Here is a 12,490-nt window from a genome sequence, read left to right as displayed (position 1 = left end):
CGTTGCCTGTCGGACTATTTGACGGCCTTCACGTCCTCGACCATCTTCTTCAGCACCGGGTCGGTCACGTGCTTGTCGTAGACCGGCCCCATCGCATCGATGAAGCCCTGCTTGTCGACCTCGTTGATCTTGGCGCCGGCCGCCTCGACGGTCTTGCGGGATTCCTCGGCCTTGGCCGCCCACAGCTCGCGCTGCCGCACGACGGACTCGTCGGCGGCCTGCTGGAAGATTTCCTGGTCCTCGGGCGTGAGCTTGTCCCAGGCGGCCTTCGACATGACGAAGACTTCCGGCAGGATGGTGTGCTCGTCGAGCGAGTAGTAGGTGGCGACTTCCGAGTGCCGCGCCGTGTCGTAGCTCGGGAAGTTGTTCTCGGCGCCGTCGATGACGCCGGTCTCGATCGCCGAATAGACCTCGCCATAGGGCATTGGCGTGGCGTTGGCGCCGAGCGCCGCGACCATGTCGACGAAGATGTCCGACTGGATGACGCGGAACTTCAGGCCCTGCATGTCGGCGACGGTCTCGATCGGCTTCTTGGAGTTGTAGAACGACCGCGCCCCGGCATCGTAGTAGGCGAGCACGACGAGGCCGTGCGGTTCGAAGGCGGCCTTGATCTGGTCGCCGACCGCGCCGTCCATCACCGCGTGCATGTGCGCCTCGGAGCGGAAGATGTAGGGCAGCGCCGGGACGATGGTTTCCTTGACGATGCCGTTGAACGGCGCCATCGACACGCGGTTGAGGTCGATCACGCCGGAGCGCACCTGCTCGATCGTGTCCTTCTCCTCGCCGAGCTGCGCCGAGTGGTAGACCTCGACGGCGTATCGGCCGTCCGTGCGTTCCTTGACCAGTTCGCCGAAATACTCGACGGCCGCCACGGTCGGGTAGCCGGCCGGATGGGTATCGGACGAGCGCAGGATGGTCTCCTGCGCGAACGCCACGGTTGCGATGCCGGCGAGCGCGGTCGCGATGGCGAACCGTGCGGCGATGCTTCTCATCATGCTCATGCTGTGCTTCCTCCCAGAATACAGCGGCGTCGCCGCCGTCAGAGCCTGTATGCCTCCTTGGCCAGGCGATAGGTGAGATCGTGCGCGACCTCGAACGCCTCGTCCTCATCGAGGCGCCCCGTCGTCACGAGCTCGGCAAGATACCCGCAGTCCACCCGCCGCGCGACGTCGTGCCGGGCGGGGATCGAGCAGAAGGCGCGGGTGTCGTCGTTGAAGCCGACGGTGTTGTAGAAGCCCGCGGTCTCGGTGACCTGCTCGCGGAACCGCTTCATTCCCTCGAAGGAATCGTGGAACCACCAGGGCGGCCCGAGCCGCAGCGCCGGGTAGACGCCGGCCAGCGGCGCGAGTTCGCGGCTATAGACCGTCTCGTCGAGGGTGAAGAGGATGATGGTGAGCCCCGGCTCCATTCCGACGACGTCCAGCATCGGCTTCAGCGCCTCGACGTAGTTGGTCGGCCGCGGGATGTCGAAGCCCTTGTCCCGGCCGAACGCGGCGGCGACCGGGGCCGAATGGTTGCGGAACGAGCCGGCATGGATCTGCATGACCATGCCGTCCTCGACCGACAGCTTTGCCATCTCGGTCAGCATCTGCGCGCGGAACAGTTCGCTCTCCTCCGGCGTCGGCTGGCCGCCGCGGATCCGGTCGTAGAGCGCCGCCGCCTCGCCCGCCGGCAGATTGGCGGTGCGCGCCGTCGGATGGCCGTGATCGGTCGCCGTCGCGCCGTGCGCACGGAAGAACTTCCGCCGCGCCCGGTGCGCGTCGAGATAGCCGGCAAAGGTGCCGGTGTCGCAGCCGGTCAGCTCGCCGAACCGAACGAGGTTGTCGCCGAAGCCGGGGAAGTCGGGGTCGACGACGGAATCCGGGCGATAGGTCGTGACCACCCGCCCCGTCCAGCCGCTGTCGGCGATGGCGCGGTGGAAGGCGAGATCGTCGAGCGCGCCCTCGGTGGTGGCGATGACTTCGACGCCGAAGCGCTCGTAGAGGGCGCGCGGCCGGAAATCCTCCTGCGCCAGGCACTCGGCGATGCGTTCGTAGGCCTGGTCGGCGGTCGCGGCCGACAGGCGCTGATCGATGCCGAAAAGCTCCTGGAAGGCGTGGTCGAGCCACAGCCGCGTCGGCGTGCCGCGGAACAGATGATAGTGCTCGGCAAAGCGCCGCCAGATCACCCGGCCGTCGGTCTCGACAAGCGTTCCGTCCGCCGAGGCGACGCCAAGCGCCGCGAGCGGCACTCCCTGCGAGACGAGCATGCGGAAGATGTAGTGGTCGGGAACGACGAGCAGCTGCGCCGGGTCGGCGAAGTTCGCGTTCTCGGCGAACCAGCGCGGGTCGGTGTGGCCATGCGGGCTGACGATCGGCAGCGACCGCACCGTCTCGTAGAGCGCCCGGGCGATGCCCCGCGACGGCGCGTCCGTGGGAAACAGCCTGTCGTCCGCCAGAAGCGCCATGGATCTCTCTGCCTTCACCTTGTCAACGATCTGGTATGGTAGTATGCGAGAACTGTCAAGAGGATGTCATGCCGCCCGAGCCCGCCCTTTCTCCACCCGCCTTTCCGACGCGCGGCACCATCGCGGATGCGATCTTCGCCGAGCTGCGCCAGGCGATACTGGAACTGCGGCTGCCCCCGGGGACCGGCATTTCCGAAGCCGAGATCGCCCGCCGCATGGGGGTGTCGCGCCAGCCGGTGCGCGAGGCCTTCATCCGGCTTGCCCGGACCGGCTATCTGCGGATCCAGCCGCAGCGCCGCACCGAAGTCGTCAAGATCTCGGTCCGCGAGGTGCTCAACGCGCGCTTCATCCGCGAGGCGCTGGAAGTCGCGGTGGTGCGCGAGGCGTGCAGGGGCGACGGCGCGGCGCTGGTCGAGCGGCTGGAGGAAAACCTTCGCCTGCAGGGCGCCGCCCAGGCCGCCGATGACCGGCGCGAGTTCCACCAGCTCGACGATATGTTCCACCGCACCATCGCCGAGGGCGCCGGCTGCGGCTTCGCCTGGACGCTGATCGACGAGCAGAAGGCGCAGATGGACCGGATGCGCTTCTTGTCCCTCGCCTTTGGCCAGCCGGCCGTCTACGAGGACCACATGGCGATTTTCCAGGCGGTGAAGGCCCGCGATCCGGCCGCTGCGGAAGCGGCAATGCGCGTCCATCTCGGGCGCCTCAACCAACATCTCGTTCGCCTGAAAAGCGAGTTCGAGCAGTTTTTCGACGACGAGGAAAAGGCCTGATCATCGCCGGAGGCGGGGCGGCCGGAATACGGGGGCAGACATGCAGGAAACGTGGCGCTGGTTCGGTCCGCACGACCGGATAGAGCTTCATGAGATTCGCCAGACCGGCGCGCAGGGGATCGTCAACGCGCTGCACGAGATCCCCTATGGCGAGGTCTGGAGCGTCGAGGCGATCCGCGCCAGGCAGGCGATCATCGCGGCCGATCCGGCGCTCGGGATGCACTGGCGGGTGGTCGAGAGCCTGCCGGTCCACGAGGGCATCAAGCTCGGCGATGGCGACCTGTCGCGATATTTCGACGCCTACCGTCAGTCGCTGCGCAACCTCGCCGCCTGCGGCATCGAGATCGTCTGCTACAATTTCATGCCGCTGCTCGACTGGACGCGCACGCAGCTCGCTCAGCCGCTGCCCGGCGGCGGCACCAGCCTGCGCTTCAACATGCACGAATACGTCGCCTTCGACGTCTTCATGCTGGAGCGGCCGGGTGCCGCGGACGGCATCTCGCCCGAGCTGCTGGCCCGCGCCCGGGAGTGGTTCGACGCCGCCGACGACGCCGAGCGCCAGCGTCTGCTGGACGCCATCATGGCCGGCCTGCCCGGCGCCTACGAACGCTACGACGTGCCGGGCCTGCGCGAGGTGCTGAAGCGCTACGACGGCGTCAGCCGTGACGACGTCCGCGCCAACTACCGGCGCTTCCTCGAGGAAGTGGTCCCGACGGCGGAGGAGGCCGGCATCCGGCTCTGCGTGCATCCGGACGACCCGCCGCGGCCGCTCTTCGGCCTGCCGCGCGTCGTCTCCGACGCCGAGGACATCGGCTTCGTGCTGGACTGCGTCGATACGCCGGCCAACGGGCTCACGCTCTGCGCCGGCTCGCTCGGCGCCAACTCGGCGAACGACGTGCCGGCGATTGCCGCGCGCTTTGCCGAGCGCATCCACTTCGCCCATCTGCGCAATGTCGCCAAGGATCCGGACGGCTCCTTCGAGGAGGCCGATCACCTCGGCGGCGACAACGACATGGTGGCGCTGATCCGGGTGCTGCTCGCCGAGGAGCGGCGGCGCCGGCAGGCCGGCCGCGCGGACTGGGAGATCCCGATGCGGCCCGACCACGGCCACGAACTCCTCTCCGATGTCGGCCGCGGCACGCATCCGGGCTATCCGCTGATCGGGCGGCTCCGCGGCCTTGCCGAGCTGCGCGGCGTGATCGCCGCGGTCGGCGCGATCGACGGCGCCGCCTCGTGAGCGCTGCCGGCCCGAAGACCATCGTCTCGATCGGCGAGTGCATGGTGGAACTCGCCGCCGCCGGCGACGGGCTTTACCGCCGCGGCTTTGCCGGCGACACGTTCAACACCGCCTGGTACCTGCGCCGCGAACTCGGCGACGGCTGGCGCGTCGCCTATCTGACGGCGCTCGGCACCGACGCCACCTCGGACGAGATGCTGGCCTTCTTCGAGGCCGGCGGCATCGACACGGTGCATGTCCGGCGCATACCGGAGCGTATGCCGGGCCTCTACATGATCCATCTCGCCGGCGCCGAGCGCAGCTTCTCCTACTGGCGGGACAGTGCCGCCGCCAGGCTGCTCGCGGCCGATCCGGAGCATCTCGGCCGGGCCTTCGCCGCCGGCGACGCCTTCTACTTCTCCGGCATCACCCTGGCGATCCTGCCGCCCAGCGACCGGCAGCGGCTGATCGAGGCGCTCGGTGCGGCCAAGGCAGAGGGCAAGCTCGTCGCCTTCGATCCGAACATCCGCCCGCGGCTCTGGCCCGACCCGGCGGAGATGCGGGCGGCGATCACCGCGGGTGCGTCCGTCGCGACGGTCTGCCTGCCGAGCTTTCCCGACGAGGCCGCGGCCTTCGGCGACGCCTCGCCGGACGCCACCGCCGACCGCTACCTCGCCGGCGGCGTCGGTGAGGTCGTCGTCAAGGATGGCGCGGAACCCGCGACGGTCGCGACGCCGGACGGGCGGGAGCGCATCCAGCCCGCGACGATCACCGACGCGGTCGACACCACGGGCGCCGGCGACAGCTTCAACGCCGGCTATCTCGCGGCGCGGCTCTCCGGCATCCCGGCGCCGGAAGCGGTGCGCCGCGGCCATGCCCTGGCCGGCGAGGTCGTCCGGCACTACGGCGCGCTGATCCGCTGAGCCGCCGAAACCCTGCCCGCTGGCGGCGGGGTTTCCCCTTCCGGCTGACCTGTCGTAAGCTTCCGCCGCTGGCCTGTCGCCGGCCCGAACGCGAGGGAGCACCGCGATGATCCGGTCGGCTGGTCTGGCAGTATCACCGGGGCTGCTCTGGCCTCTCCTCGGCGCCATCCTTAGTCTCATGCCGGCGCCGGCGACGGCCGATGATGCGCCCTCGCCGGCAACGCTCCTCGCCGCCCCTGTCGCGCCGGTACCGCCGCTTCTCGACCGGCAACAGGTGGATGCGGCCATCGGCCGGCTCGACGACGTCGTCGAATCCGCAATGGCCAAGACCGGCATGCCGGGCGTCGCCGTCGCGGTCGTCTACAGGGACGAGATCCTCTACGCCAAGGGCTTCGGCCTGCGCGAGGTCGGGCGGCCGGAGCTTGTGGACACCGACACCGTGTTCCTGCTCGCGTCGGTGTCGAAGCCGATCACCGCGACGATCCTCGCCCGCCTCGTCGGCGACCGGCTGTTCGAATGGGACGATCCGGTGCGCGGCTACGATCCTGCCTTCGCCCTGTCCGATCCCTACGTCACCGAAAACGCGACCTTCGCGGACCTGCTGTCGCATCGCTCCGGGCTGAACACGGGGGCCGGCGATCTCCTCGAGGATCTCGGCTTCGATCGGGAGACCATCCTGTCGCGGCTCGACCAGCAGCCGCTGGACCCGTTCCGCTCCACCTACCACTACAGCAATTACGGCTACACCGCCGGCGCGGTCGCGGCGGCCAAGGCTGCCGGCGAGCCTTTCGAGGATCTGGCCGAGCGACTCCTTTTCGCGCCGCTCGGCATGGGCCGCTCGAGCTTTCGCCACGCGGATTATCTGGGTCATGCGAACCGGGCGCGGATCCATGTCCGTATCGGCGATCCGGCCGATCGGCGCTGGGAAGCGCGCCACGACCGCATGCCGGATGCCCAGGCGCCGGCGGGCGGTGCCAGCGGCTCGGTCTTGGACCTCGCCCGATTTCTGCGCCTGCAGCTGGGCGACGGCACCTTCGAGGGCGAGCCCCTCGTCGATGCCGGTGCCCTCGCGACCACGCATCTGCCGCATATCGCCAATCGCCTGCCCGACGACGCGACGGAGCGGGCCGGCTTCTACGGTCTCGGGTGGAACGTCGGCTACGACGATCTCGGCCGGGTCACGCTAGGCCACTCCGGTGCCTTCGCCCTCGGCACCTCGACGGCGATCCTGCTGCTGCCCGGCGAAGAGCTCGGCATCGCCGCCATCACCAACGGCGAGCCGATCGGCGTGCCCGAGGCGATCGGCGCGACCTTCATGGACATCGCCCAGCATGGCGAGCAGACGGTCGACTGGTTGAGCTTCATCGGCGGCTTCTTCGCCCACGCGATGGCCGCCGAGCAGGGCGGGCCCGATTATGCCGAGCCACCCGCCGACGCCGCGCCGCCGCGCGCCGCCGGGATCTATGCCGGCACGTACGACAACAGCTATTACGGCCCGCTCATGGTCGAGGCCGACAATGGCATGCTGTCGATGAAGCTGGGGCCTGCGGATGCGCCCAAGCGCTTCTCGCTCACGCCCTACGATGGCGACGTGTTTACCTTCGAGCCGATCGGCGAGAATGCCGCGCCGCTATCGGCGGCGCGGTTTCAGGCGAGCGGCGATGGCGGCGTCACCGGCGTCACGCTGGAATTCTACGACCGGACCGGCCTCGGCACGTTCACCCGGAACTGACCAGGCGGCCCCGTCTCACATCGTCGCGCCGATCTGCCAGGGCACGAACTCGTAGTCGCCGAGGCCCTGGGCCTCGGACTTCGACGCCTCGCCCGAGGCGACGCGCAGCAGCATCTGGTAGATGTCGCGGCCGGCCGCCTCGATCGACAGGCCTTCCGAGACGATGCGGCCGGCGTCGTAGTCCATGTCCTCGGTCATCCGCCGGTACATCTCGCTGTTGGTGGCGATCTTGATCGACGGCGCCGGCTTGAAGCCGGCGGCCGAGCCGCGGCCGGTGGTGAACGCCACGAGGTTGCAGCCGGACGCGATCTGGCCGGTGACGGACGCCGGGTCGTAGCCGGGCGAATCCATGAACACGAAGCCGCGCGCGGTGACCGGCTCGGCGTAGCGGAAGACGCCGGTGAGCGGTGTCGTTCCGCCCTTGGCGGCGGCACCCAGCGACTTCTCGAGGATCGTCGTCAGCCCGCCCTTCTTGTTGCCGGGCGAGGGATTGTTGTCCATCGAGCCCTTGTTGCGGGCGGTGTAGTCCTCCCACCATTCGATCAGCCGCACCAGCTTCTGTCCGGTCTTCTCGTCGATGGCGCGGCGGGTGAGCAGGTGCTCGGCGCCGTAGATCTCCGGCGTCTCGGCCAACACCCCGGTGCCGCCCTGCGCCACCAGGAGGTCGCAGGCATAGCCCAGCGCCGGGTTGGCGGTGATCCCCGACCAGGCGTCGGAGCCGCCGCATTGCAGCGCCACCATCAGCTCCGAGGCCGGGCACGGCTCGCGCGTCGCCGCATTGGCGATCGGCAGCATGGCGCGGACCTTCTTGATGCCGGTCTCGACGGTCCGGCGCAGGCCGGCGACGTCCTGGATGTTCATCGCCTGGAACATCGGTCCCTTCTCGATGCCGTAGGCCTCGAGCAGCCAGTCGATCTGGTTGACCTCGCAGCCGAGTCCGACCATCAGCACGCCGGCGACGTTCGGATGGCGGGCATAGCCCCACATCACCCGCTGCAGCGCGTCGAAGCCCTCGCCGTCGCCGCCCATGCCGCAGCCGGTGCCGTGCACATAGGCGGTGACGCCGTCGACATTCGGATAGGCCGCGAGTTCCTCCGGCCCGAACGCCTCGGCGATCTTGCGGGCGGCGGTGGCCGAGCAGTTCACCGAGGTCAGCACCGCGATCGTGTTGCGCGTGCCGACCCGCCCGTCGGCGCGTCGATAGCCCATGAAGCTGTCGCGCTGCGCCTCCGGCACCATCGCGACGGGCCTGAGGTCGGTGGCGAAGTCGTAGTTGTGCGCCGTGCCGCGAAACGCGACGTTGTGGGTGTGGACATGCGCGCCGGGCGCGATGTCCTCGGCGGCGTAGCCAATGACCTGCGCGTATTTCATCACCGGCTGGCCGGCCGGGATCGGCCGCGTCGCGATCTTGTGGCCCCGCGGGATCAGCCCGAGTGTCAGCGTCGTCTCGACCGTCGTGCCGGCCTCCAGCGCCCGCAGCGCGGTAACGACGTTGTCGGCGGGGTCGAGGCGGACCGTCGGTGTGGTCATAGTCGTGCAATTCCTGGGTCGTGATCGCCGACGCGGGGCGAGCGGGGTGATTGTCTGGCATCCGGCGTCAGGGTTGCGCCCGCATGGACCGCGGGAGGGAGAATACCACGACGCGCCATTGCGCTTCGACGCGTAGCCAATATGATGGCCCAAAAAACAGTGTATACATTAGGGAGGAAGATCATGAAACACACGCGCCAGAAGTTCGTGCTGCTTGCATCCGTCGCCGCGCTGGCGATGTCCGCACAATCCGCCGCAGCGGAGACGGTGCTCAAATGGGCTCATGTCTACGAGGCCAGCGAGCCCTACCACACCTGCGCGGTGGCCGCGTCGGACAAGCTGAAGGCAGCGACGGAAGATCGCTATTCCTTCGAGGTGTACCCGGCTTCGTCGCTCGGCAAGGAAGTCGACATCAACGAGGGGCTCGGCCTCGGCACTGTGGACGTCATCTATACGGGCCAGCTTTTCGCGGGTCGCGCCTACGGCCCGATCGCGATCGGCGGAGCGCCCTACATGTTCCGCGACTACGACCACTGGGACAAGTTCCGCAACTCCGATCTCTTCCAGGAGCTGGCCGCGGGCTACAACGAGGCCACCGGCAACCACGTCGTCGCCACCACCTATTACGGCCAGCGGCACGTCACGGCGAACAAGCCGGTCCTGAAGCCGGAGGACATGGCGGGCATGAAGATCCGGGTGCCGAACGCACCCCTTTACATGATGTTCCCGAAGGCCGTCGACGCCAACCCGACGCCCATCGCCTTCGCCGAGGTATACCTTGCACTGCAGCAAGGCACGGTGGACGGGCAGGAGAACCCGCTGCCGACCATCGAGGCGAAGAAGTTCTACGAGGTCCAGTCGGACATCTCGCTCACCGCCCACATCAACGATGCGCTGCTGACCATCGTCGGCGGCCCGACCTGGGACCAGATGGAAGAGGCCGACCGGACGGCGCTGAGCGGCGTCCTCAAGGAAGCGGCCGAGTGCGCCACCACCCAGGTGCGCGAGAACGAGGCCCGGCTCGCCACCTGGTTCCGCGAGCAGGGGGTCAACGTTCACGAGGTGGACGTCGGCCCGTTCCGCGAAGCGACGATGAAACTCCACAACGGTCCCGACGCGACCTGGGACCAGGAGACCTACGATCGTCTTCAGGCCATCAAGTAGGCTTTCGGTCAGGCTTCATCCCGGGCGGCGCCTGCCGCCGCCCGGCTCGCGCAGGCAGCGGAGACGACAATGGCATCACGCGCCGACCGGCCGGAGCCCGAAGCGGGCATCCGGGCGCAGGAACCCTCCCCCCTCGCCGGCGAGCCGGTCGACCTGTCCGACCTGCGCTGGAGCGACGGCCTCGTCTTCGCGGTGTTCTGGCTGCTGGCCTTCGTCGTCTTTCTGCAATTCTTCACGCGCTACGTGCTCAACGATTCCCTCGGCTGGACCGAGGAGATCGCGCGCTTCCTGCTGATCGCCGTGACGTTCATCGGCTCGATCATGGCGGCCCGCAAGGAGAGCCACATCGCGGTCGAGCTCTTCTACAGCTACCTGTCGCGCCGGGCGCGTTTCATTGCGCAGATCGCCGTCGACGTGATCACCCTGGTCTTCTATGCCGTGATGACCTGGTTCTGCACCCAGCTCGCCGGGCGGACGCACCAGAAGATGGTGTCGATCGACGTGCCGAAATCCTCCGTCTACTGGGGCGTCTCGGTCTGCTTCGCATTGATGACCCTCTATGCGCTGGCGGCGCTCGTTCGCCATCTGCGCACCCGCACCAGCCGGCTGATCGACCCCGAGCGCTTTGCGCTGACGGGAACCGGTCTTTGAGCGGGCCGCAGCGCCGCTCGCAGCTATCACCGGTGGACGCTTCGCGCGACCGCCGCTCGACGCTCCTCGACGGCAGGTCCCCATGCTCCTGACTCTCCTCTTCGGGCTGCTTCTGGGGATGATCATCCTCGGCGTGCCGGTCGCGATCGCGCTCGCCGGCTCGTCGGCGATCTTCATCCTGGTCGAGGGTCGGGTGCCCGACGTCGTCGTCATCCACCGCATGATCAACGGCGTCGACTCCTTCCCGCTGCTGGCCATCCCGTTCTTCATCCTCGCCGGCAACCTGATGAACGCCGCCGGCATCACCGAGCGGATCTTCGATTTCGCCAAGGCGATCTTCGGCTGGATGCGCGGCGGCCTCGGCCACGTCAATGTCGGCGCGTCGGTGATCTTCGCCGGCATGTCGGGCGCTGCCGTCGCCGATGCCGGCGGTCTCGGCGCCATCGAGATCAAGGCGATGCGCGACGCCAACTACGAGCCGGATTTCGCCGTCGGCATCACCGCCGCCTCCTCGACGATCGGGCCGATCATTCCGCCGTCTCTGCCGATGGTGATCTACGGCGTCGTCGCCGGCGCCTCGATCGGCCAGCTCTTTGCCGCCGGCTTCATCCCGGGTCTCCTGATGGCGGTCGCCCTGATGGTGATGATCGCCGTCTATGCACGCATCCGAGGCTACCCGGTGGACCAGCCCTTCCGCCTGTCGATCCTCGGCGTCACCTTCAAGCGCGCCTTCCTGTCGCTGATGACGCCGGTGATCATCGTCGGCGGCATCCTCTCCGGTGCCTTCACCCCCACGGAGGCGGCGATCGCCGCCTGCGCCTGGGCGCTGATCCTCGGCCTCTTCGTTTATCGCAGCCTGTCGCTGAAACGCTTCCTGCGGGTCTCCTTCGACACGATCGAGACGACGGCGGTGGTGCTGTTCATCGTCGCCGCCGCCTCGATCTTCGCCTGGATCCTCACCTCCAACCGCGCCCCCGAGCATTTCGCGTCGCTGATCCTGACCGTCTCGGAAAACCCGATCATCGTGCTGCTGCTGATCAACCTCATCCTGCTGGTGGTCGGCTGCTTCATGGAGACGGTCGCGGCGATCACCATCCTGACGCCGGTGCTCCTGCCGATCGCCGTCAAGATGGGCGTCGATCCGGTGCATTTCGGGGTGATCATGGTGCTCAACCTGATGATCGGGCTGCTGACGCCGCCGATCGGCATGGTGCTCTACGTGCTGTCGCGCGTCTCCGGCATCCCGTTCGAGCGCTGCATGCGCGCCACCCTGCCCTTCCTGGTGCCGCTGTTCTTCGTGCTGGGGCTCGTCACCTTCATTCCGGCAGTGACCATGTGGCTGCCGACCTTGCTCTATCGCTAGAGCCGGATAGCTTCGGGCGGGGGCGCCGCAGCGTCCCCGCCCCTCGCCGCTGGCCGGGGTACCTGGAAGAGGTACGGAATGCGTCTCTACAAGAACCCCACCTCGCCCTTCGCCCGCATCGCGCATGCCGCGCTGATCGAGGCGGGTGTCGCCGATCTCGACGTGCGGGTCGTCGACCAGTGGGCCGACCCCGCCGAGCTGCTGGCGGTGAACACCGCCGGCCGTGTGCCCTGCCTGCTGCTGGACGACGGCACCGCCATCGCCGAATGCCTGCTGATCGCCGCCTATGCCGAACAGCTGCGCGCCGCCCGCGGCGGGGCCGCCGGCTGGGATCCTGCCTGCCTGTCGCTCACCGGCACCGCCCTCGGCGTCTGCGACGCCGCGGTGCAGACGATGGTCGGCCGGCGCATCCTCAGCGGCGGCTTCCAGGACACCGGCTTCGACGGCGCGGAACTCGGCCGCAAGCGCCGGCGCGCGATGATCGAGGGTCTGCAGGTCGTCGAGGCGGCGCTCGCCGGCCGCGACGCCTCGGACCTCGATCTCGGGCTCATCACCGCGATCGTCGCGCTGGACTATGTCGACATGCGCTTTTCCGCCGCCGGCTGGCTGCCGCCGACGCCGCGGCTCCGGGCGCTGCGCAGCTGCTTCGCCGATCGCCCCTCGCTCGCCGCGACGCGGCCCCCAAACTGAAA

The 12,490-nt window shown here is 68.7% G+C and carries 11 protein-coding genes; 8 read left to right on the top strand and 3 right to left on the bottom strand.

Annotated elements, in window-relative coordinates; translation table 11 throughout:
* Positions 1–14: 14 nt before the first annotated feature.
* Positions 15–1,001, bottom strand: a complete 987-nt coding sequence (locus LXB15_RS02240; RefSeq protein WP_233950666.1) for a TRAP transporter substrate-binding protein — start codon at positions 999–1,001, stop codon at positions 15–17.
* A gap of 38 nt (positions 1,002–1,039) precedes the next feature.
* Positions 1,040–2,446, bottom strand: coding sequence for a glucuronate isomerase (gene uxaC, locus LXB15_RS02235; protein ID WP_233950665.1), 1,407 nt, complete (start codon positions 2,444–2,446; stop codon positions 1,040–1,042).
* Between the two features lie 68 nt (positions 2,447–2,514).
* On the opposite strand from uxaC, the gene LXB15_RS02230 reads away from it, so the two are divergent.
* From LXB15_RS02230 to LXB15_RS02215, 4 genes are all read left to right on the top strand, one after another.
* Positions 2,515–3,219: a GntR family transcriptional regulator gene (locus LXB15_RS02230; RefSeq protein WP_233950664.1), complete on the top strand. Its 705-nt coding sequence runs from the start codon at positions 2,515–2,517 to the stop codon at positions 3,217–3,219.
* Positions 3,220–3,259: 40 nt separating this feature from the next.
* Positions 3,260–4,456 (top strand): mannonate dehydratase, encoded by a 1,197-nt coding sequence (gene uxuA, locus LXB15_RS02225; RefSeq protein ID WP_233950663.1) that lies wholly within the window; start codon positions 3,260–3,262, stop codon positions 4,454–4,456.
* A complete protein-coding gene (locus LXB15_RS02220) occupies positions 4,453–5,358 on the top strand; it encodes a sugar kinase (RefSeq protein ID WP_233950662.1) in 906 nt (301 codons plus the stop codon). The genes uxuA and LXB15_RS02220 overlap by 4 nt, the downstream gene beginning before the upstream one ends.
* A gap of 106 nt (positions 5,359–5,464) precedes the next feature.
* Positions 5,465–7,090, top strand: coding sequence for a serine hydrolase (locus LXB15_RS02215; RefSeq protein WP_233950661.1), 1,626 nt, complete (start codon positions 5,465–5,467; stop codon positions 7,088–7,090).
* 15 nt (positions 7,091–7,105) lie between these two features.
* Here the strand turns inward: LXB15_RS02215 and LXB15_RS02210 are convergent, their stop codons facing one another.
* Positions 7,106–8,620 carry a UxaA family hydrolase gene (locus tag LXB15_RS02210; protein ID WP_233950660.1) on the bottom strand — a complete coding sequence of 505 codons (1,515 nt, stop codon included), beginning with the start codon at positions 8,618–8,620 and terminating at the stop codon, positions 7,106–7,108.
* 183 nt (positions 8,621–8,803) lie between these two features.
* Here LXB15_RS02210 and LXB15_RS02205 point away from each other — a divergent pair, with 183 nt between their 5' ends.
* The 4 genes from LXB15_RS02205 (at position 8,804) to LXB15_RS02190 (ending at position 12,488) form a co-directional block, all read left to right on the top strand.
* Entirely contained in the window at positions 8,804–9,784 is a 981-nt protein-coding gene (locus LXB15_RS02205) for a sialic acid TRAP transporter substrate-binding protein SiaP (RefSeq protein ID WP_233950659.1), read from the top strand.
* A gap of 69 nt (positions 9,785–9,853) precedes the next feature.
* Entirely contained in the window at positions 9,854–10,435 is a 582-nt protein-coding gene (locus LXB15_RS02200; RefSeq protein WP_233950658.1) for a TRAP transporter small permease, read from the top strand.
* A gap of 82 nt (positions 10,436–10,517) precedes the next feature.
* Positions 10,518–11,798, top strand: coding sequence for a TRAP transporter large permease (locus tag LXB15_RS02195; RefSeq protein WP_233950657.1), 1,281 nt, complete (start codon positions 10,518–10,520; stop codon positions 11,796–11,798).
* Between the two features lie 78 nt (positions 11,799–11,876).
* Positions 11,877–12,488: a glutathione S-transferase family protein gene (locus LXB15_RS02190; protein ID WP_233950656.1), complete on the top strand. Its 612-nt coding sequence runs from the start codon at positions 11,877–11,879 to the stop codon at positions 12,486–12,488.
* The last annotated feature ends 2 nt before the right edge of the window (positions 12,489–12,490 follow it).

Origin of the sequence: Aurantimonas sp. HBX-1 (assembly GCF_021391535.1) — a bacterium.
In the GTDB taxonomy this organism is placed as follows: domain Bacteria; phylum Pseudomonadota; class Alphaproteobacteria; order Rhizobiales; family Rhizobiaceae; genus Aurantimonas.
This window is presented reverse-complemented; position numbering and strand designations above follow the sequence as displayed.

What these genes read in the sequence shown, in the direction of transcription:
- LXB15_RS02240 (WP_233950666.1), bottom strand. Translation starts at nt 1,001, where the DNA reads ATGAGCATGATGAGAAGCATCGCCGCACGGTTCGCCATCGCGACCGCG.
- uxaC (WP_233950665.1), bottom strand. Translation starts at nt 2,446, where the DNA reads ATGGCGCTTCTGGCGGACGACAGGCTGTTTCCCACGGACGCGCCGTCG.
- LXB15_RS02230 (WP_233950664.1), top strand. Translation starts at nt 2,515, where the DNA reads ATGCCGCCCGAGCCCGCCCTTTCTCCACCCGCCTTTCCGACGCGCGGC.
- uxuA (WP_233950663.1), top strand. Translation starts at nt 3,260, where the DNA reads ATGCAGGAAACGTGGCGCTGGTTCGGTCCGCACGACCGGATAGAGCTT.
- LXB15_RS02215 (WP_233950661.1), top strand. Translation starts at nt 5,465, where the DNA reads ATGATCCGGTCGGCTGGTCTGGCAGTATCACCGGGGCTGCTCTGGCCT.
- LXB15_RS02210 (WP_233950660.1), bottom strand. Translation starts at nt 8,620, where the DNA reads ATGACCACACCGACGGTCCGCCTCGACCCCGCCGACAACGTCGTTACC.
- LXB15_RS02205 (WP_233950659.1), top strand. Translation starts at nt 8,804, where the DNA reads ATGAAACACACGCGCCAGAAGTTCGTGCTGCTTGCATCCGTCGCCGCG.
- LXB15_RS02200 (WP_233950658.1), top strand. Translation starts at nt 9,854, where the DNA reads ATGGCATCACGCGCCGACCGGCCGGAGCCCGAAGCGGGCATCCGGGCG.
- LXB15_RS02195 (WP_233950657.1), top strand. Translation starts at nt 10,518, where the DNA reads ATGCTCCTGACTCTCCTCTTCGGGCTGCTTCTGGGGATGATCATCCTC.
- LXB15_RS02190 (WP_233950656.1), top strand. Translation starts at nt 11,877, where the DNA reads ATGCGTCTCTACAAGAACCCCACCTCGCCCTTCGCCCGCATCGCGCAT.